Raw genomic sequence first — 25,073 nt, 5'->3', positions numbered from 1 at the left:
ACCGATTTAAACATCGGAGGTGTTATTATTAGAGCCTGCAATTCGATAACATGGATGAAAAATCCATAGAAGGAGCGTGTTCATCGATGAAAATCACAGTAGATCCCAGCGGACAAGGCGACTTCGTGACGGTACAGTCCGCTGTTGACTCGATTCCCGAGCAGGCCGATTCCCTTGTGATCCTCGAAATCAAAAAGGGTGTGTATTGCGAGAAAATCACGATCCCTTCATCGAAGCCAGCTATTCGCATGATCGGCGAAGGAGCCGAAGAAACGATTCTTACCTATTCGGATAACGCCCACACCCTGGGGGAAGATGGTCAGCCCCTTGGCACCTTTCGCAGTGGAAGCTTGTATGTCTACGCCGACGATTTCAGCGCCGAACAATTGACCGTCCGCAACGATTCCGGACCTGGAACGGGCCAGGCTGTCGCCGCCTTTATCGATGCCGACCGGGTGTCCTTTCAGCATGTAAGGCTCGAAGGCGATCAAGATACGCTCTATGTATCCGGCGGACGTCATTACTTTGCCGAATGCTTTATCGAAGGAGATGTCGATTTTATATTTGGGCCGGCAGCGGCCGTATTCGACAGGTGCATGATCCGCTGCAAGCGGTCCGGCGGTTACCTGACCGCAGCCAATACGCCGAAGGAAGCGGAGTTCGGCTATGTCTTTCTGGACTGTACTATATCGGGAGCGCCTGGCGTTGAGAACGTATACCTCGGCCGGCCGTGGCGCGATTACGCCAATGTGGTGTTCATCCGATGCGAGATGGACGGCTCGGTTCATCCGCAAGGCTGGCATAACTGGAACCAGCCGGATCGCGAGCAGACATCCCGTTATGCCGAATTCGACAGCCGCGGCCCCGGAGCAGCCCCCTCCCTGCGGGTTTCGTGGTCTAGGGACCTTACCGAAGCCGAGGCTAAACCGTTTACGATTGAACAAGTGCTCAGTGGACAAGACGGTTGGTGTTCGCCTTACGCACCAGGTTCATCTAAGCTGAAGAAAGGTTGATGATGATGACTGCACTGGCACGAGTCCGTCCCGAGGAGGTGGGTATTCCTCCATCAGCCATCCTCCGCTTTATGGAGGATATGACGGAAAGAAATATGAACCTGCACAGCTTTATGCTGCTCCGGCATGGCAAAGTGGCTGCTGAAGGCCACTACTACCCTTTTCGAAAGAATGCAAGGCATCCGATATTCTCCGTCAGCAAAAGTCTGACTTCTGCAGCCATCGGTATCGCCATTGGAGAAGGGCTAATCTCCCTGGAGGACAAGGTCATTGCATTTTTTCCGGACAAGCAGCCGGAGGCCGTACACCCGTATACGGCCAGCATGACCATCCGGCATCTGCTGAGCATGCAATCCGTTCACCGGAAATCCACCAATAAAGAGGCCCGGGATATCGTATTCGAATATCTTCATACGCCTCCAAGCCATCCCCCGGGTACCGTCTTTGCTTACGATACGACGGGTACGCATACGCTGTGTGCCATCCTCCAACGAGTCACGGGAACCACCGTGCACGAATATCTCGAAACACGCTTGTTCCAGCCCCTCGGGATGCAGGATATCGAATGGGAGACCTGTCCGCTCGGCATTAACCAGGGCGGCAGCGGAGCTTATTGCACGCCCGAGGATATGGCAAGGTTCGGCCAGCTTTATCTGCAGGACGGAGTCTGGAACGGGATCCGGATTCTGCCGGAGGGCTGGGTAGAACAAAGCACATCCAAGGCGGTCGATAACTCCAGTGCCGGAATTCTTTTGGAAGGTCGAAGCGGGTACGGATACCAGTTCTGGCGGGCCAGGCGTCAAGCCTACTGCGCTTTCGGCGCGGGTGGACAATTCATCCTCGTCATGCCGGAACAAGATGCCGTTTTCGTCTCGACGGCCAACACCATGCTGAACCGGGATGAGCACCAAGGGATCCTGGATAGCGTTTGGACGCATCTGGTTCCTTCAATGAGTGCGTTCTGCCCCCTTGATGATGCCGATTATCAACGGATGCAGCAGCGTCTGAGCGCTTTGAAACTCCATCTGCCGAAGGGAAGCTCCTCCTCCACAGCGGCCACGGAGGTCTCTGGGCAGCAATACCGCCTCTCAGCAAATGAGCCGGGTTGGATGTATTGTCGCTTTATGTTCAGTGAGCAACAATGCGAGCTCATTTTCGTACATGAAACCGGTCATGCCAGGGTTTTATGCTCCATGAACGATTGGCATATCGGTCCTGATCCTTTTTATGGCCTTCCCTCCGCCTGTGGTGCCGTATGGGCAGACTCGTCGACTTGCTTGATCCACATTCAACTGCTGGAGGTGCAGCAGATGTTTATCCTGACCTGCCGTTTCGACCGCGATGGTCTTGTGCTGCAAATCAAGCCGGCAGGGGCGCTCAGCACGAATCATTTGGACCTCGTGCTCATCGGAACGAAAATCGATGCTCCATGAACCGAGAGACAAAGCAGCCAAGTACGTAAAAGGTACTTCCTTTTCCTTGCCGCTTTGTCTCTCGTTATCATTATTAATGACCGCTATTCTTGATTCTCGTAGGACTCTTTATATTCCGCAGCCATTTGATCGCCGCCGCTCTTTCTCCATCTCTCCACTTCGGCCTTCCAGCCGGCCTCGTCAATCTGTCCCATAATAAACTTGGTTTGCGCATCGGTGATGATCTGCTCCAGCTCGCCGCCGCGTTCATTATACGTAGTGGATTTCAAGGTAAGCGCCGGATTCGGCACAATATAGTTCTCGTTCTCGTACACGATTTGTTTATTTTTGTTGAACAGCTCCGTTCCTTTCGGTTTCTTCTCCATGTTGTACAAATCTCCCCGTTGCGGAAACGTATCGCGATAAGGCTTGACCTCTTGAGCGTCCTTATCCGCATCGATCGTTACGGTATAATCGCCTTCGACTTCGTAATGAACGCCTTCGATACCTTTATTAATGACATTAACCATCTCCGGATCCAGGAGCTTGTCAACGAAGGTCAGCACTTTAGCCAGCTCCTCTTCAGACTTGACCGTCGATTTCGGGATCGCCAGAAAGCCGGTATTACCGCTTTCCCCCGGAACCCGAACGCCTTCAGGTCCTTGCAGCGCCGATACGTCGACAACCGCTTCCGGAACGACCTTCTCCAGCTTGGTTTGCAGCGATTGGCCGTTACCGCCGGAGATCCGGATATTCGCGCGGCCCGATTCATACACCTTATTGAGCTCGGAGGAATCCACCACGGCGAAATCCTGGTTGATCAGCTTCTCTTCATACAATCTTCGGAACAGGTTCATAACCTCGAAGAACTGCTCGGATTCGAACTCCGGATAGAAATTGCCCTGCTCGTCGATGCCCCATTTATTAGGTGCGCCTTGGGAAACGGCAAGCCGGGTCAATGTTGATGCGGTACCCTGGTTATAGCCTTTGTCCAGCATCATTCCGTAGGTGTCCCTTTTACCGTTGCCATCGGGGTCCTCTTCCGTGCTGTACCGGATAATTTCATACCAATCATCCAGGGTCACCGGCTCCTTCAAGCCGGCTGCATCGAGCCAGTCCTTGCGGTAGCTGACGATCGCCCGGCCCATGTCCCGGAAAAGAGGGATGCCGTATACTTTGCCGTTCACGCTGATATTATCGTAATAGGCTTGCGGCTGTGCGGCCAAATTCGGGTGATTTTTCAAATGGGTTGTGATATCCCAGAACAGATCGGCTTCGAGCGAGCTGATGGTTGTTGGCGTATAGTTCAGCTTGATCAGCTTCGGAAGCTCATTGGAAGCGACCATGACGTTAACCTTCTCGTCGTATGCGGAGTAAGGTATCCACTGAATCCGCAGATCCGTGTTCGTGTATTCGCGTATTTTTTCCTCCATCGGATTGTTCGGGTCAGGTATTTCTCCCACCTGGTTCACCACCAGAGTGAGCGGATAAGGCCCGTCGCCATTGACCCCGCTCCCGCCGCTCTTGTCTCCGCAAGCCGTTACAACCATCATCCCCGCCAGCAACGCCATCACGGTTGTCATCCATCTTTTCTTCATCATTACCCCTCCATCATATTTATTCTATAAGAAACCCCTCTTTGGGAAGAAGGCGCATCGAACCGATTAACCTTTCACAGAGCCGAGCATGACGCCCTTCGCAAAATGCTTCTGCAGAAAAGGATACACGAGCAGAATCGGCACGGTGGCAAAGACGATGACCGCCATACGGATCGTTAACGGCTGCACGTCCATTTCGTCAAAGCTGGCATCCCCCACGCGGCTCTGTGCCAAAATCACGATTTCCCTAAGCAGGACCTGAATCGGCCACTTCTCGTTATCATTGATGTACAGAATCGCATTGAAAAACGTGTTCCAGTGAGCAACCGCATAGAACAATCCAAATGTCGCCATGGCCGGAAGGGACAAGGGAAGCACGATCCGTATCAGGACTCCCAAGTCGTTACAGCCGTCGATTTTTGCGGAATCCTCCAGCCCGTCGGGAATCTGCTGGAAGAAATTCTTCAGCACGATCAGGTTAAACGCACTGATGGCATTGGGAATCATCAAAGACCATAACGTGTTGGTCAGATTCAATCCATTCACGACAAAGTACGTTGGAATCATGCCACCGCTAAAGAGCATCGTGATCAATACACCGAGAAGGATGGGATTTCTCCCCCGGAGATGAGGCTTGGACAACGGATAAGCCATCAACGACGTAAACGCCAGGTTGATCAGCGTTCCTACTACCGTAATATAGATCGACACGAGCAAGCTTCGCGGCAGTGTATCCGACGAGAAAATATATTGATACGATACGAGCGACCATTCTTTGGGCCATAGAATCAACCCGCCTTTGGCGACTTCCGCCGGACTGGCAAAGGATACCGCCAGCACATACACGAATGGCAGAACACACACGATCGCAACGATGAATAATACCGAATGGTTAATGATATCAAACAGGCGATTGCCCCAGGTTTGATCTTGACGCACTTGTATTCCCTCCTGTCATCTTAGAAAAAATGCATCCGCAGCGTCGTCCTAGTACACGCCTTCTTCCCCGAATCGCTTGGCCATCCAGTTTGATCCAAGAACCAGAATCAATCCGACAAAGGATTTAAACAGGCCGACGGCGGCACTGTAACTGTACTGGGCCTGCGTCATCCCTTTGGTGTACACGTACGTATCGAATACTTCACTCACTTCCCGATTCGTCGGCGTGATCATGAGGAAGATTTGCTCGAAGCCCGAGTCCAGGAAGTTGCCTAAACGAAGAATAAGCAAAATGATGATCGTGCTTCGGATGGCCGGCAGCGTAATATGCCACAGCTGGCGCCAGCGTCCGGCTCCGTCGATCCGTGCGGCCTCATACTGCTGCAGATCTACGCCTGCAAGGGCGGCAAGAAAGATCACGGTGCCCCAGCCCACTTCCTTCCATATCGACTGGGAAACAATCATCGTCCGAAACCAATCCTTCTCCAGCAAGAATGCGATTTTCTCGCCCGTTATCTGGTAAATGATCTCATTGAGAAGGCCGTTCTCGGTCGTAAACAGAATATAGAAAATACCTACAACGACAACCCAGGATACAAAATGCGGAATATAGATCAACGTTTGTACAAATCGTTTGAAGCGTTCCCGCCTTAACTCATTCAGCATGAGCGCCAATATAATCGGCAGCGGAAAGAAAAAGATCAGATTATATAACGCTAAAATAATGGTGTTTCGAAAGAGCATCCAAAACTGCGGCTCACTGAAAAAGCGCTCGAAATGCTTGAACCCGACCCACGGGCTGCCAAAAAATCCGGTATGCGGCTTGTAATCTTGAAAAGCCATCGTCACCCCGTACATCGGAACATATTTAAATACGATAAAATACAGCACGCCGGGCAGCAGCATCAGATACATCCACCTGTCCCTGACCAGATCCCTCAGTAATAGCTTTCTTTTCTCCAGACTCAGTTCCCCTTTTATTTGCGGGCCTGCCGCAGCCGGAGTTTGATTAGATTTCATAGCACCTCTCCTCAAAGTTTTGTGAGCGTTGCTTCCTGAATCGGTTTCGAACTAAACTCGCTTCGGAAGCATCGGCATTGCCTGTTTGAACATCGTTCTTGTTGCCTGATTGTATGCGTTTTCATGTTTTTATTATCCGTCACGAAATTCGTGTAAGGCTATACTCCGTTCATGACTTCAAGCACCAACCTTCGATAAATGCCTATCCTGCAAGGAAGGTAAGATATCACGGTTTTCCGTCGCATATGCCGTATTCTACCTATAGCGTGCCGCTGATGACATACAGTCTTAGTTGGTTCTTCGCGCCGTACGTTAGCAGCACACTGATTGATTCGTGCAGCGATTTCCGTAACCCCGCTCGAGCGTTTATTGGAGCAAAAAGCTGCTCCATCACCGTAAAACATGCTACGGCTGGAACAGCTTTCTTGGATTGATATGGTGATTTCATCATAAGATGAGCCCGATCCATCATGCCGGTTGTGTCTACATCTTTGAATGGAGGTGCTAATCATCCCTTCCCTTCTTCACTGTTGAGCTGCTCCCGATACTGGCCGGGAGTTAACCCAAACGTACGACGGAACGTACGGATAAAGGCGCTAATATTCGTGTAGCTCACTTTCCTGCCGATTTCCGAGACCTTCATCTCGGTCGTGGCCAGTAGATTTTTGGCGATATTCATTCGGTACTCGCTAATGTATTCACTGAAGGAGACGCCCATTTCTTTCTTAAATACACGGCTGATATAAGCCGGATTAAAATTCATGACCGCCGCGCAATAGTCGAGCGAAATATCTTGACCGTACTGCTCCTGCACGATATCGACGATTCGGCGGGTGATGTTCACGAACTGTTTATCGGCCATATCTTCCAAAATTCCGATTACAGGCTTAAACAACCTGGAGTGGAACCAGCTCGCAATTTCGGTTCGTGTCTGCAGCCTGAACAGATGCTTCAGCTCCTCTTCGCCATTCCATACTTGCTGCATCGACAGTCCTTGCTCCTGGGCTATGCCAACGGTCCTGGACGCCAGCTGCAGCAGCAATAAATGATGCTCTTGATGAAACCCGTCCTTGCACAGCAATTTGTCCAAATAACGCTGAAACAGCTGCTCCACCTTTTCAAGCTGTCGTTCTTCCATGGCAAGCATCATCTGATCCTCGATCAGCCTTAATTTCGTGTATACCGTCTTCTCAGTATTAGCTTGATCCTCAATATCGGCATAACGCACGATGATATTCGACCCGAGAATAAATCGCAATTTAAGAGCCGCACTGCTTTCTTTATAGGCACGCTTCGCATCGGACAACCGCTTAAACGGGTGGCTGATGCCGATGCTGCATTCGAGCCCGAGGTATTCATGAACCTTGGCTTTGATATGCTGAGAGGTCTCATAGAACATTGCTAGACCAGCTTCGGCACTCTCCTCCTTACTGGTTAACAGCGTTACCTGGGAATGATTCAGCACGATCGGACTGAAACGCGCCTCTACGGGCAAGGTTTCCGACACGATATTGCTGACCGCAAACAGAAGAAGCTCCCGGTCCTGTTCCTGAAACCGCGACTGCTGAAGGTTATCCAACTCAAGCTGCAGCACGCCGAGGCTTCCCCAGCCCGTTGGAAACCCGTAGCGTTCGGAAGCGTATTGGTCATCGGCTCCGGACATCTGCTCGGTAAACAGCTTCAGGACATAGAATTCCCGTAGATGCACCGTCTGGGATTTCATCTGTTTGTCCAGCTCGTTTCTTGAAACGGCAAGGGAGGTCAAGCTCTCCCGGATGGACTCAAACTCATCTTTCCGGTAGTCATCGGTCTGCTGCGGCTGAACGTTCGTCGCGAACTCGTGGAGTTTGCGGATTGGAGAATACATCCTGCGGCTGCCAAACCAGGAAGCGATCAGCACGGTCACAATAATCCCGAAACAGGCTGCGGCTGTAATCAGTGCAATCTTTCCCGTCTGATCGGTCACTTTATCCAGCGATACGACGGATACATAGGTCCAGCCGTTATAATCCGATTTGGTGTACAGCACGCTCACCTTATTACCTTCGCTTTCTGCGTGAAATGCGCCTTGGGGTTCAACGGACTGCCCAATCCTTGATAAGACCTCTCCGTTGATCGAGCGGTAAGCCTCCCGATCCTGAACCGGCGACAGGAACGCTTCTCCCTGCTCGTTCAGGATATATTGGCTGGCCCGCAAATTGACGGGTTCCAGCATGCTCCGGATATCTTTGGCGGTGATTTGCAGAATCAGAATGCCGGACGGAGCGGCGCTTTTCGACAGAAGCGGTAATTTGTGTACCAGCCGAAGAGTTGTCGCCGTTTGTTCGGCACTGTTCCAGTAATCCGTCTCCGCAGGATTCGAGGTCTGCGGGATTTCCCCCGATCCCGCTGCCCAGAATATGCTTTCATGGGTATTCAGATACCGGTCGAATTCGGCTTTGTTCATGCCCTCCAGCGGTTTGAGTGAGTTTAAATCCACGACCCATTCATGCTTCAGATTGACGACGTACACCTGGTTTAATATGGTCTGCGTCTGCAGGTTGAACATTTCCTTCGTCAGTTCCCGGACCTTGATAAAATCCTGTCCGCTTAACTTGCTGTCCATCACGGACTTCAGCAGCGAAGAGTTCTCAAACTGCAAGGCGGTTCTTTGCATGGAATCGAGCACCTGCTCCACCCTCATCCGGGTCTGGTTCAGCAGATGCATATTGCCTTCGTTCACCTTCTCCTCCACATCTTTGGCGGCGATGAAATAAGAGAAGAATCCGATAAGAATCGTCGGGAAGGATCCCAGCAGCAAACTGTATATGAGTATTTTGGATTTGAATGTTCCCAATATCGTCTGCTCCTTCTTGGCCTTGGATGTAAAGAACAGGATCAACAGGACAGCGCAAATGGATATGTACACCCTAATGATAACGCTTGCATAATGATAGTTTAAAAATCATAACATACCCGAGCATTTATTTTTAGTCTTCGCATGCTTTTTTGTTAGCATTATGATGTCTTTTTGTTTTGCGATAATGGGCCACCGGTCCACTCATATCGAAACAAGCTCTGGCGAACCGCAAGAGCTTGTTTTACCATAAGCCAGATTTCAGACTGGAAATTCCACTTATTCTGCAGAGTCGGTAACCGCGCCTCTCGATGCTGAGGACACTAATTTTGCATATTTGTACAATACGCCGGTGGAAACTTTGAGTGGAGGCTGCTGCCATGCTTGTGCCCTTGCAGCCAATTCGGAATCCGATACGTCGAACGTCATTTCTTGCGTTTCGCTGTCGATCGTGATCATGTCTCCATTCCTCAGCAGCGCGATCGGCCCGCCTACCTGTGCTTCAGGCGCAACGTGACCGACAACGAACCCATGCGAGCCGCCAGAGAACCTGCCGTCCGTAATCAGCGCAACCTCTCCGCCGAGACCCTTGCCTACAATGAGTGCCGTGACCGACAGCATCTCCGGCATACCCGGGCCGCCCTTAGGACCACAATAACGAATGACTAACACGTCGCCCTTGCATATTTCATCTCTCAAGATCGCTTCGGTTGCATCCTCCTCGCTATCATACACCTTGGCCGGTCCGACAAAACGCAGCTTCTTCATACCCGACATTTTGGCAACCGCACCTTCTGGCGCGAGATTACCTCTTAATACAACCAATGGCCCGTTCGGCTTCAGCGGCTTATCGATGGGGCGAATGATTTCCTGGCTGCCCTCTAACGGCGCAGCTTCCGCTAGATTCTCTGCCAATGATTTACCTGTGACCGTTAGACAATCGCCATGCAGAAGCCTCTCGGCGAGCAATAATTTCATGACGCCCGGTACGCCGCCGACTTCGTTTAAGTCCTGCATGGCATGTCGTCCGCTTGGCTTCAGGTCTGCAAGGTGGGGAACTCGCAAACGGATTCGCTCGAAATCGTCTAACGTCAAATCTACGCCAACCGAATGAGCGATGGCAAGCAAATGCAGGAACGCGTTGGTTGAACCGCCCAAAGCCATGACGACGGTTATCGCATTCTCAAACGCTTTTTTGGTCATGATGTCCCTGGGATAGATTTCTTGCTCCAACAAGGAGAGGACCTGTCTTCCAGCCGCAGCGCATTCCGCTGCTTTGTCTGGTGAAATAGCCGGCGTGGAAGAGGAACCGGGCAGGCTCATCCCCATGGCTTCTGCCGCAGCGGCCATCGTATTGGCTGTATACATGCCCCCGCAAGAGCCCGGTCCCGGGCAGACGCTGCATTCCACCTTGTGTAACTGCTCCTCCGTCATTTTTCCGTCATGATATTGCCCGACCGCTTCGAAAGCCGTGACGATATCCACGTTCTTGCCATCGAGCTTCCCGGGCTGTATCGTACCGCCGTAAACATAAACCGCAGGAACATTCATCCGTCCGATTGCCATCAGGCAAGCGGGCGTATTCTTGTCGCAACCGCCGATCGCCACCAGACCATCGAAACGTTCGGCCCCCGTCACGATCTCAATCGAATCTGCGATGGCTTCTCGGCTGGGCAGGGAGAACAGCATGCCGCCGTGTCCCATCGAAATGCCATCCGAAACCGTGATCGTGTTGAAAATAAGCGGAGCGCCGCCATGGTTGCGTACCCCTTGCTTGGCCTCTATGGCTAGCTTGTCGATATGCATATTACAAGGGGTCACTTCGCTCCAAGTGCTGGCTACGCCAATCATCGGTTTCTTAAAATCCGCATCCGTGAAACCAACAGCCCGCAGCATCGCCCTGTTCGGTACCCTGTTGACGCCCTCACTGATTACCTTACTGCGAATGCGTAAATCTTTTTTGTTTGTCATCCTTCCTTCTCCCCCTCTGTTTAGAGTAACCCGTGTAGTTCCTGCATGGGACGCATGAAGTTTTGTTTCATCATAGCTTGCGCCCGATCACCGTCCTTCTGCTCGAAAGCGCTGATGATCGAGGCATGCTCATCGACTGAAGCCTGTGTGGCAGCAATCGGCTGTTTTAAGAACACGTACTTAAACCGCCGGATATGCATCTGAAGCGAGGCACTATATGCAGCGACATAAGGATTATCTGACAGCTCCACGATGAAATTATGAAACTGTTCATCCAACTCCATGGCTTGATAAGCTTGCCCGCTCTTCATGGCATTTTCAAAATCCAGATTCATCGCCCGCAATTGCTGGATCTGCTCCGGAACAATGATGGTAGTGGTTACTTCAGCGGCCAATGCTTGAAGAACGGCCATGGTCGAATACATCTTAAAGATATCTTCCCTCTCAATGGCCGTAACTTTTGTTTCTTTCCCGGGGTGCGTGGACACGAGTCCTTGTACTTCAAGCAGTTGAAAAGCTTCCCGGATGGGCGTTCGGCTTACGCCAAGCGATTCCGCCAATTCGGCGTCGAGCAATTTCTCGCCGGGCTGAAGCGTGCCATCGATAATCCACCGTTGAATTTGGGAGAAGGCTCTTTCTTTTGCGGTCATTCGTACGGGAGAGACATAATTCTTAGGAACTGGCATGACTTATCATCCTTACTCTTTATGTTTGTTATATGCAATATATCGCATTCATATATTAAACACAATACTTAGAGGGCTTCGTTTGATAAAAATAACAAACAGAGGAAATACTTAATCAAACTATCCAACAGCTAAGGACCACCGTTTAAACAAGTGAGGTGTAAACAACCATGCCATTTTCCACATGGACGGGTTCAAACCAATCCCGTAACGAAGCCTCTTCCAACTCAAATGATGCGAGTTCAGATGGCCAAAACATATCGGAGAGCTTAGAAGAGACCACATCCGAAATCAAGAAAATTCTCGGCGATAACGACGATTTTATGATACATCCCTTCCATGTGTTCGGGCAGCATCCGGCCGTATTGTTTTATTTCTCCGATATGACGGATCACGCCGTCATTAATAATACTTTATTAAGACCACTTAAATATGGCCCTCGCCATCTCGATGTTTCAGACCTCCCTCGCCATGCGTTGATGGACACTTTGATGAAGGATACGCTTTATCACAGCGAAGGATACTCGGAACGAAAAATCTCCGTGCTCACCGACAATCTTCTAAGGGGACAGTCTGTCGTAGCGCTCGAAGGGCTGGACGAGGCCATCATCATTGATACGCGAAAAATATCGCAGCGTTCAATAGAACAGCCGGCGACGGAACAGGTGATCCGCGGGGCCCGGGAAGGATTCATCGAGACGCTCGGCACCAACATTTCCCTGCTCCGCTACCGGCTGCAAACGCCGGATTTCCGCGTGAAATCCATGGAGATCGGAACGAAAACAAAATCCAAGGTTGCGGTCTGTTACATGGATGGCATTACCAATCCCGGCATCGTTAAAGAAGTGAATAAGCGCCTGGACGCCATTGAAATCGATGCCGTGCTGGATTCGGGGTATCTGGAACAATTTATCGAAGACAATCATTGGTCTCCGTTTCCGCAAATCCAGTATACGGAGCGGCCCGACAAAGTCGTGGCGAATCTGCTGGAAGGCCGAGTGGCCATTCTGGTCGACGGTTCTCCGCTCGCCTTGATCGCTCCAACCGTATTCAGCCAGTTCTATCAAACGGTCGAAGATTATACCGAACGATTTCTATTGATGAGCGCGATTCGGCTGTCCCGCCTGGTGGCTTTGGTATTTTCCTTGGTTTTTCCTTCGTTGTATGTGGCGATTATCTCCTTTAATCCTGAGCTGATTCCCACGGAATTTGCGGTCGCCGTCGCAGGCGGACGTGCAGGCGTCCCTTTTCCGGCGATGGTCGAAGTGCTCGTTATTGAAATTTCGATGGAGGTTTTGCGGGAAGCCACGATCCGGTTGCCGCAGCAGGTGGGCGGCGCATTATCCATTGTCGGCGTGCTCGTCATCGGGCAAGCCGCGGTATCTGCCGGGTTCGCTAGTCCGATTACCATCGTCATCATTGCATTAACGACCATCGGATCTTTCGCAACGCCGGCCTACAACGCGGCGCTTGCGCTCCGTCTGCTGCGTTTTCCGCTGATCATATTGGCCGGGATCTTCGGATTGTACGGCGTCATGGTCGGCATCATCCTGATTGCCAATCATCTTTTGTCGCTTAAATCGTTCGGAGTTCCGTATCTAAGCCCATTCGTCCCAGGCAACTTTCAAGGCATGCGGGATCTTCTGACTCGCGGACCGCTGTGGAAGATGAAGAACAGGCCTTCCTTCCTCCACCCGCTTGACACATCAAGGCTCGGTGATCAAATGAAGGAGCAGGTGGATCATTCCTCAACCAATATCATGAATCCCGTCCAACCTAATGACGAGAAAGGTCGATAACCATGAATGAACAGCGCCAAATCACGGTTCTGCAAGCCTCTGCCATTACGATCAGCACCATCGTGGGAGTAGGCGTTCTTGCACTCCCTTTGTCTGCGGTCAAAGCTGCGGATGCCGGGGCTCCGTTCGTTACTTTTTTGGGAATGCTGCTGGCGTTTGTCGGACTTTTCTTCATGACCCGGCTCGGCATGCGGTTTCCGAATGACTCGTACGTGGAGTACAGCGAAGTCATCATCGGCAAGTGGTTCGGTCGAATCGGAAGCTTGATCTCGATTGCGTTTTTTGCGGTTTTGAGCTCACTGGTCGCCAGAGAATTCGGAGAGGTTGTCGTTACGGCTGTCCTGAAGAACACACCGCTGGAGATAACCGTACTGGTCATGCTGCTGTTGGCTGCATTTTCTTCACGCCGGAATATCATGACCTTTTCGTATATCCACTTATTTTACAGCCCCTTTATTCTGATACCTGCCCTTTTGATCGTCGCCCTTTCATTAAAAAATGCAGACTTGGTCAATGTACTCCCTCTATGGGGAAATGAACCCGGAGGCATACCGGCAGGCATTATTACGCTCTCCACCGTGTTCCAAGGATACTTTATTATGATGATGGTCATTCCGGCCATGTGCAAACCTGAAAGAGCGATGCGGTCCAGCCTATGGGCCATGGTAGTAACCGGCGCTTTGTATATTTTGATCGTGGCTGCCACCGTGGGTGTGTTCGGAGCCGAGGAAACCAAAAAGCTGTTGTGGCCGACACTGGAGCTTGCCAAAGCAACTTCATTGCCTGCCAATGTGCTGGAACGCTTGGATGCAGTCTTTCTAGCCGTATGGGTAACGGCTGTTTTTACTTCCTTGTTCTCTTGTTACTACTTTACGCTTTACTCGATAAGCAAGCTATTCCGGTTAGCGGACCATGGGATGTTGTCCTTCTTCATCCTCCCCTTTCTGTTCGTGTTGGCCATGCTGCCCCAAAGCTTGATTCAATTGAATGAAGTGAACGGCATGATATCCAAATACGGACTGCTGATTACTATCGCGTATCCCGGTATCCTGCTGATCATCGCCATCCTGCGCAAAAAAAGAGGTGCAGCCAAATGATCGGGGAAATTTACAGCGGTTATTTGGATGTTGCCATTCTGATCTGGCTCTTCTGCGGCTTGTTCAATCTGTTCATCGACACGAATAAGTACAGACAATCGAACATGACCAAGGAAAAAAAAGTATCCCGCGTGCTGGGTTGGATCAATATCAGTATCGTAACGGTTTGGTTTCTGGTTATCGTCCTTGTTAAAGTCTTCGTGTGAGTTTAGATGTCTGAGTTCAGGAGGATCTCAATGAGTAAGAGAGTAAACGCCGGCTTTAACCTAAAATTCATGATCCTTCTTCTCCTCTGCTCACTTCTGACAGGCTGCTGGGATCGGATGGAGATTGAGGAACGCGCGGTCGTTCTAGGTATATCAATCGACACGGCCGGCAAGAATGCCGAGATTCGTGAAGATGAAATTTCTCATCTTCGAGGGAAATATCCCGCACCGCAACAGGAAATGATCCAGTTATCCGTTCAAATCGCTCTTCCCGGCAGAATACCGCTCGGACCCGGCGAAGGCGGTGCTTCAGGAGAAGGCGCCCAAGAAACCGTGTGGGTGCTTGATGTTGTGGGACATACCGTCGATGATGCGATGATGAATCTCCAGCAGCAAATATCAGGCAAATTGTTTTTTGGACATCTCCGTGTCATCGTCGTTTCTGAAGAATTTGCGAGAAAGGGGATGGAGAATTTAAACGACTATCTCCACCGAAACGCGGAAGTCCGCCGTATGGCCTGGCTGATGGTATCCAAAGGGAAAGCGAGAGAACTGATGGAAGCAGCCCCGAAGCTGGAGCGCGTCCCGGCATTGTATTTGTCCTCCACGCTGGACGACGCCGTTAAGCATGGCAAGTTCCCGAGCGACTATATCGGAACCTTCTGGAACAATTCGTCGAAGAAGGGCCAGGAAGGATTTCTGCCTTACATTCAAATCATGAAGGGCGATAACGTGGAAATCAGCGGCATGGCTTTTTTCAAAGGCGCCACACTGGTCGGCGTGACTAAACCGTTTGAAATTGCCGGATACTTGGTCATTAAGGGAATCAGTCCGGCAGGATATCGGGGAATCATTCATGTTGGAGACGACTCTCAGGTCGTCACCATCCATGCAACGAACCGGGAATCGGAAATCAAGGTAGACATCAAGAACGGCCTTCCTCATTTTACGATCACGGCAGTGACGGAAGTGAATGTCGAAGAGAAAAACACGGAAACCCTCCCGCTCAATAACTCGCATATTCTTGAGGAAATTGCTCGGGAGAATGAACGATCCGTTAAAGAACTCATGCTCGGACTAATCCAAAAAACGCAAAAAAAAGAATCCGATATTTTCGGATTCGGTGAATTGGTACGAGCCAGAAAACCATCCTATTGGAATAGCCATGTCAAAACCGCGGATCAATGGAGTGAAATTTATAAACATACAACCTTTGATTTCCGTGTAACATCGAAAGTCCGAAGAGTCGGCATGAAGGCGGAATGATGGTGTCAGACCCACAACACAGTAATTAGCTATAAAAATAATGAACTTGAACACCGGTAAAGAGCGCTATCGCTTGAATACCACATCGGCTGCAATCGGCAGATGATCCGATGCTTCGGTTTGGATCACGCGTTGATTGGCATGCCGGACGTTAGGGGAAGTCAGAATATAATCGATGGTTGCCGACGGATTGATGACAGGGAACGTATAGGCATCGTCTATTCCCTCAAAGCTGTTTACGAATAAACCGCTGTTTAACAGTAATTGAAACTCTGAACTGTCCGGTTCCGCATTAAAATCCCCCATGAGAAGCGCAGGTCCCTGAGAGCCGGAAGCAAGGTCAATGATTTCCTGAGCCTGTGCCGTTCTGCTGGTGACATCCAGCCCGAGATGCGTGTTGTAAACATCCACATGGATTCCCCTCAGATTAACGACGGCATGAAGAACGCCGCGCTGCTCCTTCCCGAAGCTGCTTAACCATGTATTCTCGGATCGGAGTATCGGATACTTGCTCACGATGGCTGTCCCGTATTGACGGTTGTTTGTTTGTCCTTCCCCCGGTTCCAAATCAAGATTCGCGCCGTAAGCGTAATGATAGCCGAGCAAATCAGCCAATTCCTTGGCTTGGTCTTTAAAATCGCTTCGTTCCCCGTAATGCCGATCCACTTCTTGAAGCCCGACAATCTCAGCGCCGGAGTCGCGGATTACATCCGCAATTCTCTGCAGGCTCAGCTGACCATCGATTCCTACCCCATGATGGATATTGTAAGACATCACGGTGGTGCTTACTTCTTTGCCTTGACCCTTTCCCGCTGCCATGACGCCCGTTGCAAACAGGGGAATGATGAACAAGCAAGCGATTAGCGAAATGAGGCTTTTTTTCATGAACGAATCTCCTTCCATTAGTCAGATTAATATTGTAAGAATCAAATTGATTATATACGGGTTTTATTTTCGCCAGATCAAGCCACGAGCTGCTCCTTTAAAATGGTAAAAAAGAAACAGACTAGACACCCTTAATTTGGTCCAGCCTGTGACCTGCGACTTACATTCGCTTGGTTGATCGCAACTAGTCAATGAGTCAAAACCGCCTGGGCATCAATTAAAAATGCTGTCCGGAACGTAATATACCTTCTGCGTATTCTGCTTATTGACCGGATCCGTCACGATCGTAAAATAAACGTTGCCGTTCTTGGTCTGGACTCCCTCGATTTCATGGTTACCTACATTCGTAATTTTCACCAAGGTTTTGAAAGTCCCCGTATTCGACATCATGGCAATCTGAGGGATTTCTCCTTCGGCTCCGCCTGATGTATAGATTTTCGTTTGGCCGAGCATATCCGCCCCCTGGAAAGATCCGTTCGGTCTGACGATGCCGCTGCCCGATTGCGTGAAGCTGCCAACCGCTGCGTTCACCGCGGCTGCGCTGTCCATCCGCACCTGTTCATTGCTGTCAAGCAGCTTATTGAGCGCGACCGTGTCATAAATGGACCAGGTCACGGTTCCTTCTTTCGTCTGAACGCGGAACACCGTATGCGTACTGTTGCCGCCGCCATCAACCCGGTAGGTCTCGCCCAGCCTTGCTCCTGTTTTATTGGCGTAATTCATATAGGTAAATCGATGCAGATCCGTATAATCGACCGTCTTGCCGGCCGAATATTGCAGTCTTGCTACCTGGAGCGACCAATAATAATCGGTTGAAGGGTCTGCTTTTGAACTGAAATAGAAATAATTGACGCCATTGTACGTATACATATCCAGCGTTTGACAGTGCCCCGTGTTGGTGACGGTCATTTTATCTACAAAAGTAGCGTCATTGCCGTTAATGAGCAATCTTGAAAGATAGCAGGTTCCCTTGGAACGCTGCGTGACATACAAATATTTATCCGCGATGTAGGCTTTTTGAACAGCCACGTTGTGTTGAAGCCCTTTTAAATTGTAGGCAAGCGTTGCCGAAGCGTTGACGGTTTTCTCTGGGGTTGCCGCGAACGCGGGCAAACCGGACATACAAAAGATAAGCATTGCAAGGATGAAGGACGTTAGTAATTTGATTTGCCTTTTCTTAAGGCTCAGCCCTTGAACGTCAAACATCAATCCACCTCCATGAAATGATAGAATTCCGTGAGTTCCTCGGCGCCCCCTTTCCTAGGTAGTGAATGTACATTTTGAGTTTACCATTTCCCCCAAGGATTTCCTGTGCTTATCATACTTAAAGTTTCAGGAAATCATGGTCCTTTAGCCCTTTTTTTTCGGTGGAACGCCCAAGAGATCATAAAGAAAAGGAGCATCCGCTTTAAGATTCGGCGAATGCTTCCTTTGTCTCTAGCAGTTTAGGGATGAAAAACAACGGATACAACAAAAGGTACAGGTTAGGCACCCACCACATGAGGTCGAAATCCGACTTGATGATCCAAAAAACGATCGCCTGCAGTCCGGAACAAAACGTCAGGGTAAGCGAGATTAAGGCGAGATTTTTCCATTTCGCATTTCTTCGTTTATGTAAATACAGACTGTACATCCCGGTAACGGATATGAATATGTCCAGCGGAAAGAACGACCAATTCCAAATAACCAACAGCTCATTGGTATAATCCTGATATAAATACTCTTTAGGAATGAAGGCCAGTGCGGTAATGACCCAATACATAATAAATCCGATATCCGTCACTAAGAACAAACCTTTTAATGTTTTGCTCAAGGCATACCCTCTCTTCTCCTTCGTGGTCTATCGTTGGCTCAAGTTTCCCTCTTGATGATACCGGCCAAAAGAATCTCTCCCATATCGCGCAGGCCCTCCTGAAGAGTCATACTGCTCCTGTTTGCCGCCGAGTCCTCCATTAACCGATAGAAGCCCCCTACATACAGATCAATGAATATTTTGGCGTTAAACGGCCGAAGCAAGCCTTGACGAATGCCTTCCTGAAATAATTCGGCAATGCTGCCCCATTGCTCATTTAGAAATTGGTCCAGACGGTTCCATTGGTTAGGATAATAACGCTGCAGCTCCGTGATGAGGTTTAGCTCGATAAACTGAAAATCAGCCGGGATCAGAATCAGACATCGTCTAAGTTTCTCCAATGTGCTGAGGCTCGCGTTATTCATGATTTCCTTCTCTTTATGCTGAAGCTCATCGATCGCCCCCGCGAGAATTTCGGCAATTAGCTCATCTTTGGACGGGAAAACGCCATACAGGGTTTTCGTGCTCATCCCCAGCTGTTTGGCCAGTTCACCCATCGTAAATCGCAATCCGCTTCTCCGGATTTCCTTGCTTGCCGCCTCGACGATTCGTTCTCTCAATGAAATTCACCCCCATCCCTGGAAAACAAAAAAACAACATCATTTTCTTTGTTTTCCATACATAATATCCCGATTCCTTCTTTGTGTCAAACGAAAGGCGGATCACAACGAAAAGAGACAGCATGGAATGCTGTCTCCAAAATATCGATAGCTTAGACATGTAGGCAAATCCTTTGAAATAGGCTTACGCTCAGGCCTTTACCTTCAACTCAACAACGCCGCTCTCCCAATCCGAGTGGCCGCCTACTACGATGCTGACTCGGCAAGGGACGACATCGTAATCCATGTTGCGGTTCCAGATGGCCAGTTCCTCGAAGCCGAGCTTGAACGTAACGGTGGTGCTGTCCCCGGGCTCCAGCATTACCTTCTTGAATCCCTTCAATTCTCGAAGTCGGCGGGTAATCCCTGATTGATCGGCTTGTATGTAAAGCTGAACGACTTCATCCCCCTTCAGCTTTCCGCTGTTCTTCACCTCCACGCACACCTCGACACGACTTCCGGAGCGAAGCTCGTCAAGCGTCACTTCATTCTGGGAGATGGCCGGAGATCCATATTCAAACGAGCTGTAACTCAAGCCGAATCCGAACGGATATAACGGTTTGGACGGCATATCGACATAGGGACGAGGGCGCCCTGCGTTTTTCTGATTATAATAAACCGGCAATTGACCTACGGAGCGCGGAATCGAGACGGGCAGCTTTCCGCTCGGGTTCACTTGGCCAAACAGGATTTCTCCGATGGCACGGCCTCCTTCGCTGCCGGGATACCAAGCGCACAGCAAGGCATCGCTAAGCTCGGCCACCTCGCCGACGGCGAGCGGACGTCCTTGAATGAGCACGGTGATCACCGGTTTGCCGATCGCGTGAATTTCCCGAACCAACTGCTCCTGTATCCCGCCTAAGCGCAGTTCGGCTAGATCGACTCCTTCCCCGCAGTCCATTTCCGTCGGATCCCCCTCCGCTACGATCGCTGCGCCGTTATTGTCAAACGTGCCCCCGAATTGACGAGCACTGCTGCCGCCAAGCACGAGCACGACCGCGTCCGCGGAACGGGCCGCTTCGATTGCTTCAGGCAAGCCCTGGGCGGACATGCCTCGAACGCTGCATCCGGGAGCGAAGACGATGTCCGTGCCTTCGGGAGCGGCCATCCGAATGCCTTGAAGCGCCGTGACTCCACTGCCCTCGCGCTGAACGCTGGTGTAGTCCCCGAGCTGGTTGTAGAGACGGTCCGCATTAGGACCGATGACCGCCAGCCGTTTGATACTGTTGTGATTCAATGGCAGTACGCCTTCATCGTTTTTAAGAAGCACAACCGCTTCTCTTGCGACGGAAACGTTCAACTCTCTGGCGGCTGCATTGTTCACGGTCGAAGCAGCCAAGCCCTCGTCTACGTACGGCTGCTCGAACAGCCCCAATCGGAATTTCAGGCCAAGCACTCGACCAACCGCGCGGTCGATGCTCTCCATATCGGCCTTCCCTTGTTTCACCGCTTCTTCAAGCGTCGTGAACGACTTGTCCCACAGGCTTAGATCGACCCCGGATGACAGAGCAAGCGCCGCTGCCGACTCATAGTCTCCCGTAATGGACACCAAACGGTCGATGGCCGTTCCATCCGCCATGACAATCCCATCAAATCCCCATTCATCTCTCAGAATGCCGGTTAACAGCTTATCATTGGCATGACATGGAATGCCGTCGAGTTCATTATAGGCCGCCATGACGCCAGCCGCTCCTGCTTTGATCCCCGCCTCTGCGGCAGGCAGGTGAATTTCCCGCAGCTCCCGCTCGCCTGCGGGAACCGGGCCTGCGTTCCTTCCACCCTGCCCTGCTCCTTGTGCGCATAGATGCTTGAGCACGGCAGCTGCCTTATCCGGACTCTTCCATTCTTCCGGGTTTCTTCCCTGCATGCCAAACACAACCGCCTCCGTCATTCGCGCAGCCAGGTAAGGATCTTCTCCGTAACATTCCTCGGAGCGTCCCCACCGCGGATCCTGCAGGATGTCCAGTACCGAGACCAAACCTAAATGCGCGCCTCGGCTGCGGATCTCGGAGGCCACATGGGAATAGGCCTTTTCAATTAATTCGGGATTCCAGGTGGAACCGATGGCCGTATTGACGGGCAGAAGCGTTCCGTCAAGCGCTTGATGGCCGTGGGGGCATTCCTCCGAGAGCAGGACGGGAATGCCGAGCCGGCTGTGCTCGATCACGTAACGCTGGATGGCATTCGCCACCTTCGCGTTGTCCTGCGTAGGAATCCCGTTCTCATAGGTCACCCCGGACCAAGGGTCCGCCCGGAACAGACCGTACAGCGCCCCCATGCCGGCCCCCCACTCGACATGCTCCTTGAATAAGTCGGTCAGTTCAAACTCCGTTTCGGTCCCTTCGCTTCGCCGATATGCCATCCAGCCGTACAAGTGCTGGTTCAGCTGCCCAACCTTCTCCTGCAGCGTCATTCTGGACAACAAATCCTCTACGCGCTCGTCTACGGGGAGCGCAGCATTCCGATATTTCTCCATATTCCCATACTCCTTCCATCCTGGTCGTCACGCTTCTGATCATTCTTTGATATTCAAGACCCGATATTTCTTCGGCGTCATGCCTGTGTACAGTTTGAAGACGGATACAAAATACTTGTATTCTTTGTAGCCGACGCGGTCGGCAATCTCAAACACCTTGTCCTGCGTCGTCAGCAGCAGCTTTCTCGCCTCGTTGATGCGCAATTCGTTCATGTATTCGCTGAAGCTTTTTCCCGTGCTTTGTTTAAAAATATTGCTGAAGTAGCTGGGCGTAATCTTTAAATACGCTGCCACTTCCGACGCTTTCAGGTCGCTGAGATAATGATCCGCCATATACTTCTTGGCCTTCTCAATGATCCAGAACGATCTGTCGATGCCGACCCTGTCGATCAGCTGCAGCAGATCAAACACTTCCGAGGATATCGCCAGACGAATCGCGTCGGGATGATTGAACACCTCCAGATCGATCGTTCTCTCCAGGCCATGCTCCAGCTGGGTCAGACCGCTTTGACGAAGTCGCTGCCTAAGCATGATGGACAGTTCATCACACACGTTCACCATATCCGTCAACAGGTACCGCTGATCCCGGAAAAATCGGAACATGCCGTCGATTAGCTCTTCCAGCATTTTGGCATCCTGCTTGAATAAAGCCACGGACAGTTTCGAGACCATATCGGCACTGTCGAAATCGTGCTTGGCCCGGCCGTTATCCACCTCGGACTTATATTCGCGATCCAGCAAGGGGCGCTGTTCCAAGGCATAATAAGGCAATAACGCTCGCACCTCCGAGCAGATGGCTGCCGTTTGGTCCGGGGAAGCGTAAGCATCCGATACCGCGCCGTACAAACGATGCTCTTCCGGCCAGGCATCCAGCATCGCCTGCAGAATTTCTTCCCACTGCCGCTTCGGGCGAGGCTGATCCGTCATCAGCAGGGTCAACAGCAAATTTTTATGCACAAACACGGATATTTGACGAATTCCGCTGGTTTCGAGGCTTTCACGAACCGTCCGGATCCATACATGCTGCAGCATCGTTAAATCCTGTTCCGATACGGAAGCTGCAAGGTTCGAGAACTTCTCCAGCTGCGTAGCCATGAGTTTATATTCGGCACCGTTTACTAAATCGCCGGGCACCGCCTTGGCCAATGAAGTTTCATTATGCGCTGCCATGTCGGAAAGCCACAGCTCGGCATCCTTCGATGATCCGTCGACACGGGTATCTTGGTTGCGAATGTCTTCCACGATTCCCGTCACGGCGGCCACCAATTCGTCAATATCGACGGGCTTCAGCAAGTAATCGGTTACATCAAGCTTGATGGCTTGGCGGGCATACTCGAATTCCTCATAACCGCTGATCATGATGACCCGAATCTGAGGATGACGGAGCTTCAGCTCCTTAGCAAGCTGAAGCCCGTCCATTCCCTCCATTCGGATGTCCGTCAGAACCAGATCAATCTCGTGTTCCTGCACCACCTGCAAAGCTTCATTGCCATCATAAGCCTCGGCGACGACCTCGACTCCATAATCCGCCCAGTCAATGGTATAGTGCAAGCCCTGACAGATCACCGGTTCATCGTCAACGATCAGCATTTTTACTGTCTTCACGTGTTGCATCGTACGATTCACCACCGTAGGTTTCAGAATATGGAAGCTTGAGGCGAATCAAGGTTCCTTGCGATGAAGCCTCAATCACTTCCAGTCCGTAGCGTTCTCCGAAAAATAGGTATAAACGTTCATGAATGTTGCTGAGCGCACCTCGTGTGCGGCCGGCTTGGACTCCGATTCGCAGGGATTCCCTGACTTCTTCCAAAGTAGAATCGTCCATACCCCGGCCGTTATCCTGCACGTCGATCCAAATCTCATCCTCCCGCTTATACGCGATGACCGTTATCCTGGCAACCGGCTCGCGCCGATCAAGGCCATGCTTGAGAAAATTCTCGACCAAAGGCTGAATGGTAGCCTTCAAGGTAAGCGAATTCGCCAGATCATATTCCATGTACAGCGCATATTTCAGTTTACGCCCCAGCCGTCTCTGCTGCAAATACAAATAGGAGCGTACGAATTCCATTTCTTTAGCAAGGCTGGTCTCGTAATGGCCATTGTTCAGACTGGAACGAAGGAATCGGGACAAAATTTCGATGAGCTGGCTGGACTCGACGGCCTTCTCCAGCCTGGCGGTCCAGCGGATCATATCCAGCGTATTATAGAGAAAATGCGGATCCATCTGCTCCTGCAGCAGGCGCAGCTCGGATTCGCGCTCCCTCAGTTCCAGCTTGTATTTATGCTCGATCAGTTCCTGAATCGTGGAGACCATATCGTTAAACCTGCGGTTCAGCTCGGAAATCTCATCCTTGGAACGAATGGGGACCCGAGCGTTGAAATCGCCGAGCTTTACGCGATTGGTCTCAATCTTCAGGCGCAGGATCGGCCTGATAATCGTATAGTGGAACCCGATCAAGGCCGATAAGCCCAACAGGAGAATTCCGATGAGAATGACCTGCATCAAGATGGATACGCCGCGTACATCCTGATCCAACGCAGCCTTGGGCACCATGGAAACGATCGTCCAATCGGTATTCTCCATCCGTTGATGAAAGGTCAAATACGCTTCCCCGTCGTGTCGGTATGTGGAAGAGCCCATCGTCCCGGCGGTTATGATATCCGTAATCGCTTTCCCATCGCCGATATCCAAGGATAGCAATTCTTTGGAGGGAAGTACGATTTGTCCTTCGGCATTCACAATGAATACCATGCCTTCGTCCCGCGTCAACCCCCGCTGCAGCTGTTTAAGAATACTGGCTTCATCCATGCGGATGACGAGCCTAGCCAGCGGGAGCGTGATCTCGTCATAGGAATTCAGAACCCGGAACAATGAGACGAGGTTTACTTCACCATACCAGCCGCTGGTGGAAGGATAGCCGTTGCTCCACACGATTCCGCCTTTATGCTCGTCCGCCAGCCGGTTCCAAGACTCTTCGTTGCCGTGAATCGGCTCGCCCATCTCAATGGAATTGCCGTTAAACCCGGTGATCGAAATCGATTTGATATAGTTTTTGGACATGAGCTGAAACGTCAGGAATCCTTCAAGATTCTGCTTCAACTGCTCCGCCCTCCCGCTCTCTGGCGGTGGATCAAGGCGCAGGTATTGGCGCATGTCATTGCTCAATATCAAATAATCGGCTATATCCTCGATCATGGCCGTTTGTTCTTCCAGCTGGTTCGTTACGATCTCCAGGCTGCGCTGGCTTGATTGGATAAATTGGCCGCGCAGCACTTCGTTCAGCTTGTCTTGGGCCAGGACGCCGACCCCCAGCGTAGGCAGAATGACAAAAAAGAGGAAAATGACCAGAGCCTTCTGTTTCAGACCATAATTCCCGATCCAGCCCAAACTGCTGCGCATGTCCATTCCCTCTTTCGA

General features: G+C 51.0%; 19 protein-coding genes. 6 read left to right on the top strand and 13 right to left on the bottom strand.

Annotated features, from left to right (window positions below):
- Window positions 1-86: 86 nt before the first annotated feature.
- Window positions 87-1,013, top strand: coding sequence for a pectinesterase family protein (locus MHH82_RS14655; RefSeq protein ID WP_251495366.1), 927 nt, complete (start codon window positions 87-89; stop codon window positions 1,011-1,013).
- Window positions 1,013-2,446 carry a serine hydrolase domain-containing protein gene (locus MHH82_RS14650; protein ID WP_251495363.1) on the top strand — a complete coding sequence of 478 codons (1,434 nt, stop codon included), beginning with the start codon at window positions 1,013-1,015 and terminating at the stop codon, window positions 2,444-2,446. The genes MHH82_RS14655 and MHH82_RS14650 overlap by 1 nt, the downstream gene beginning before the upstream one ends.
- An 83-nt stretch (window positions 2,447-2,529) precedes the next feature.
- Here MHH82_RS14650 and MHH82_RS14645 read toward each other — a convergent pair whose 3' ends face one another.
- From MHH82_RS14645 to MHH82_RS14620, 6 genes are all read right to left on the bottom strand, one after another.
- Window positions 2,530-4,023 carry an extracellular solute-binding protein gene (locus MHH82_RS14645; RefSeq protein ID WP_340969969.1) on the bottom strand — a complete coding sequence of 498 codons (1,494 nt, stop codon included), beginning with the start codon at window positions 4,021-4,023 and terminating at the stop codon, window positions 2,530-2,532.
- Between the two features lie 66 nt (window positions 4,024-4,089).
- A complete protein-coding gene (locus MHH82_RS14640) occupies window positions 4,090-4,962 on the bottom strand; it encodes a carbohydrate ABC transporter permease (RefSeq protein ID WP_036663212.1) in 873 nt (290 codons plus the stop codon).
- Window positions 4,963-5,010: 48 nt separating this feature from the next.
- On the bottom strand, window positions 5,011-5,982 hold the full coding sequence (locus tag MHH82_RS14635; RefSeq protein WP_340966417.1) for an ABC transporter permease: 972 nt from the start codon (window positions 5,980-5,982) through the stop codon (window positions 5,011-5,013).
- 508 nt (window positions 5,983-6,490) lie between these two features.
- Window positions 6,491-8,818: an AraC family transcriptional regulator gene (locus tag MHH82_RS14630; protein WP_340966416.1), complete on the bottom strand. Its 2,328-nt coding sequence runs from the start codon at window positions 8,816-8,818 to the stop codon at window positions 6,491-6,493.
- A gap of 279 nt (window positions 8,819-9,097) precedes the next feature.
- Entirely contained in the window at window positions 9,098-10,789 is a 1,692-nt protein-coding gene (gene ilvD / locus MHH82_RS14625; protein WP_340966414.1) for a dihydroxy-acid dehydratase, read from the bottom strand.
- Between the two features lie 20 nt (window positions 10,790-10,809).
- Complete coding sequence (locus MHH82_RS14620) at window positions 10,810-11,475, bottom strand: GntR family transcriptional regulator (protein WP_015735079.1); 666 nt, start codon at window positions 11,473-11,475, stop codon at window positions 10,810-10,812.
- Window positions 11,476-11,645: 170 nt separating this feature from the next.
- On the opposite strand from MHH82_RS14620, the gene MHH82_RS14615 reads away from it, so the two are divergent.
- From MHH82_RS14615 to MHH82_RS14600, 4 genes are read left to right on the top strand one after another with little or no spacing between them, the layout of a single operon-like run.
- Complete coding sequence (locus MHH82_RS14615; RefSeq protein ID WP_340966409.1) at window positions 11,646-13,274, top strand: spore germination protein; 1,629 nt, start codon at window positions 11,646-11,648, stop codon at window positions 13,272-13,274.
- A gap of 2 nt (window positions 13,275-13,276) precedes the next feature.
- The gene (locus MHH82_RS14610; protein WP_015735077.1) at window positions 13,277-14,371 is read left to right on the top strand and encodes a GerAB/ArcD/ProY family transporter; all 1,095 of its coding nucleotides are present in this window, start codon (window positions 13,277-13,279) and stop codon (window positions 14,369-14,371) included.
- Window positions 14,368-14,577 carry a CLC_0170 family protein gene (locus MHH82_RS14605; RefSeq protein WP_036663216.1) on the top strand — a complete coding sequence of 70 codons (210 nt, stop codon included), beginning with the start codon at window positions 14,368-14,370 and terminating at the stop codon, window positions 14,575-14,577. Before MHH82_RS14610 ends, MHH82_RS14605 begins: the two co-directional genes overlap by 4 nt.
- 30 nt (window positions 14,578-14,607) lie before the next feature.
- Window positions 14,608-15,843 carry a Ger(x)C family spore germination protein gene (locus MHH82_RS14600; RefSeq protein WP_036663217.1) on the top strand — a complete coding sequence of 412 codons (1,236 nt, stop codon included), beginning with the start codon at window positions 14,608-14,610 and terminating at the stop codon, window positions 15,841-15,843.
- A gap of 66 nt (window positions 15,844-15,909) precedes the next feature.
- On the opposite strand, the gene MHH82_RS14595 is transcribed toward MHH82_RS14600, so the two are convergent.
- From MHH82_RS14595 to MHH82_RS14565, 7 genes are all read right to left on the bottom strand, one after another.
- Entirely contained in the window at window positions 15,910-16,728 is an 819-nt protein-coding gene (locus MHH82_RS14595; RefSeq protein ID WP_145036161.1) for an endonuclease/exonuclease/phosphatase family protein, read from the bottom strand.
- Between the two features lie 213 nt (window positions 16,729-16,941).
- The gene (locus tag MHH82_RS14590) at window positions 16,942-17,934 is read right to left on the bottom strand and encodes a helveticin J family class III bacteriocin (RefSeq protein ID WP_145036160.1); all 993 of its coding nucleotides are present in this window, start codon (window positions 17,932-17,934) and stop codon (window positions 16,942-16,944) included.
- Window positions 17,935-18,136: 202 nt separating this feature from the next.
- Window positions 18,137-18,541, bottom strand: coding sequence for a DUF5360 family protein (locus MHH82_RS14585; RefSeq protein WP_015735073.1), 405 nt, complete (start codon window positions 18,539-18,541; stop codon window positions 18,137-18,139).
- Window positions 18,542-18,579: 38 nt separating this feature from the next.
- Complete coding sequence (locus MHH82_RS14580) at window positions 18,580-19,140, bottom strand: TetR/AcrR family transcriptional regulator (RefSeq protein ID WP_015735072.1); 561 nt, start codon at window positions 19,138-19,140, stop codon at window positions 18,580-18,582.
- A gap of 190 nt (window positions 19,141-19,330) precedes the next feature.
- Window positions 19,331-21,655: a glycoside hydrolase family 3 N-terminal domain-containing protein gene (locus MHH82_RS14575; RefSeq protein ID WP_340966399.1), complete on the bottom strand. Its 2,325-nt coding sequence runs from the start codon at window positions 21,653-21,655 to the stop codon at window positions 19,331-19,333.
- A gap of 39 nt (window positions 21,656-21,694) precedes the next feature.
- Complete coding sequence (locus tag MHH82_RS14570; protein WP_340966397.1) at window positions 21,695-23,269, bottom strand: response regulator transcription factor; 1,575 nt, start codon at window positions 23,267-23,269, stop codon at window positions 21,695-21,697.
- On the bottom strand, window positions 23,232-25,055 hold the full coding sequence (locus MHH82_RS14565) for a sensor histidine kinase (protein ID WP_015735069.1): 1,824 nt from the start codon (window positions 25,053-25,055) through the stop codon (window positions 23,232-23,234). The genes MHH82_RS14570 and MHH82_RS14565 overlap by 38 nt, the downstream gene beginning before the upstream one ends.
- Window positions 25,056-25,073 lie beyond the last annotated feature (18 nt).

The sequence above is a fragment of the Bacillus sp. FSL K6-6540 genome (assembly GCF_038007545.1).
This window is presented reverse-complemented; position numbering and strand designations above follow the sequence as displayed.